Raw genomic sequence first — 1,158 nt, 5'->3', positions numbered from 1 at the left:
ACCAGGCCGAGCGCGACCGCTTCCTGCGGGGCCCGGCCGTACACGTGCACCTCGCCCTGCGTCGGCTTGGACAGGCCGAGCAGCATGTCGACGGTGCTGGTTTTGCCCGCGCCGTTGGGCCCGAGCAGGGCGACGACCTCGCCGGGCCGGATCGCCAGGTCGATCCCGTCGACGGCGGTGACCGCCCCGAAGCGTTTGACGACACCGTCGAGATCGACGGCGAGCTGCCCGGCGGTCGCCGTGGCAGGAGTTGCGGTGAGCGTCATGCATCGATCATCGGCGCGGCGCCGCCCGCACCCGTGGTCCGGCCGTCACCCCCGGCCCATGACATCCGTCATGACCGCAAACCCTCGTCACACCGGCTCCCACCGGTCGAACACGCTCTCCACCAGACCCTCACCGCGGGTCAGGCCCGGCAGCCGCAACCGCAGCTCGTGCACAGACGCGGCCGGCACCTCCCCGTCCACCACGGCCATCGCGCCGCGGGTCGTCGTCGCCAGGGGCACCCCGCGCAGCCGGCCCAGCAACGGCAGCACCGCCGCGACCGTGTCCGCCGGGATCTCCAGCCGCAGCGCGTGGACCGGCTCACACACCCGCGTCCCGGCCCGGTCGAGGGCCTCGCGCAGCACGATCGGGGTGAGGCTGCGGAAGTCACCGGCCGTGCTGGACATGCTCTTGTCGAAGGTGCCGTGCGCGTGACTCTGCCGCGCCAGATACCCCGACCGGGTCATCGTCACCGCCACATCGATAACCTCCCAGCCGTGCGGGCCGTCGCGCAGCGCCACCGGCAGGGTCTCCTGCACCGCCCGGAAGAACGAGAACGGCATCGACCCGAGCTCCACCCCCAGCGTGAAGGTCATCCCCGACCCGGGCGGCAACGGCTCCACCCGCAGCCCGACCGTCGCCAGATACGGATTGGGATCAACCCCGAGCGTCCGGTACGCGGACCCGCTGCCGACCAGCCGCTCCACGTGCAGCGTCCTGGTGTCGCGGAACGTCACGTCCAGCCCGTAGTCGTCGTGCAGGGTGTCGCGCACGACCTCCTTCTGCACCTCGCCGTAGAGCGTGATCGTGCCGTCCGGCCGCAGGTCGAGCAGCGGGTCCTGCTCGGCGATCTGCGCCAGCGCCGCGTACACCTCGGTGGTCGCCGGCTCGACC

Annotated in this window: 1 protein-coding gene and 1 pseudogene; both read right to left on the bottom strand. The window is 72.3% G+C overall.

Going from position 1 to position 1,158, the window contains the following annotated elements; translation table 11 throughout:
- On the bottom strand, positions 1-266 hold a 266-nt coding region (locus tag AB0M20_RS44910; RefSeq protein ID WP_364307729.1), incomplete at its 3' end, for an ATP-binding cassette domain-containing protein.
- An 87-nt stretch (positions 267-353) separates the two neighbouring features.
- Positions 354-1,158, bottom strand: a pseudogene (locus tag AB0M20_RS44905) (GTP-binding protein); the annotation flags it as partial.

This window comes from Actinoplanes sp. NPDC051633 (genome assembly GCF_040681735.1).
Classification (GTDB): domain Bacteria; phylum Actinomycetota; class Actinomycetes; order Mycobacteriales; family Micromonosporaceae; genus Actinoplanes.
This window is presented reverse-complemented; position numbering and strand designations above follow the sequence as displayed.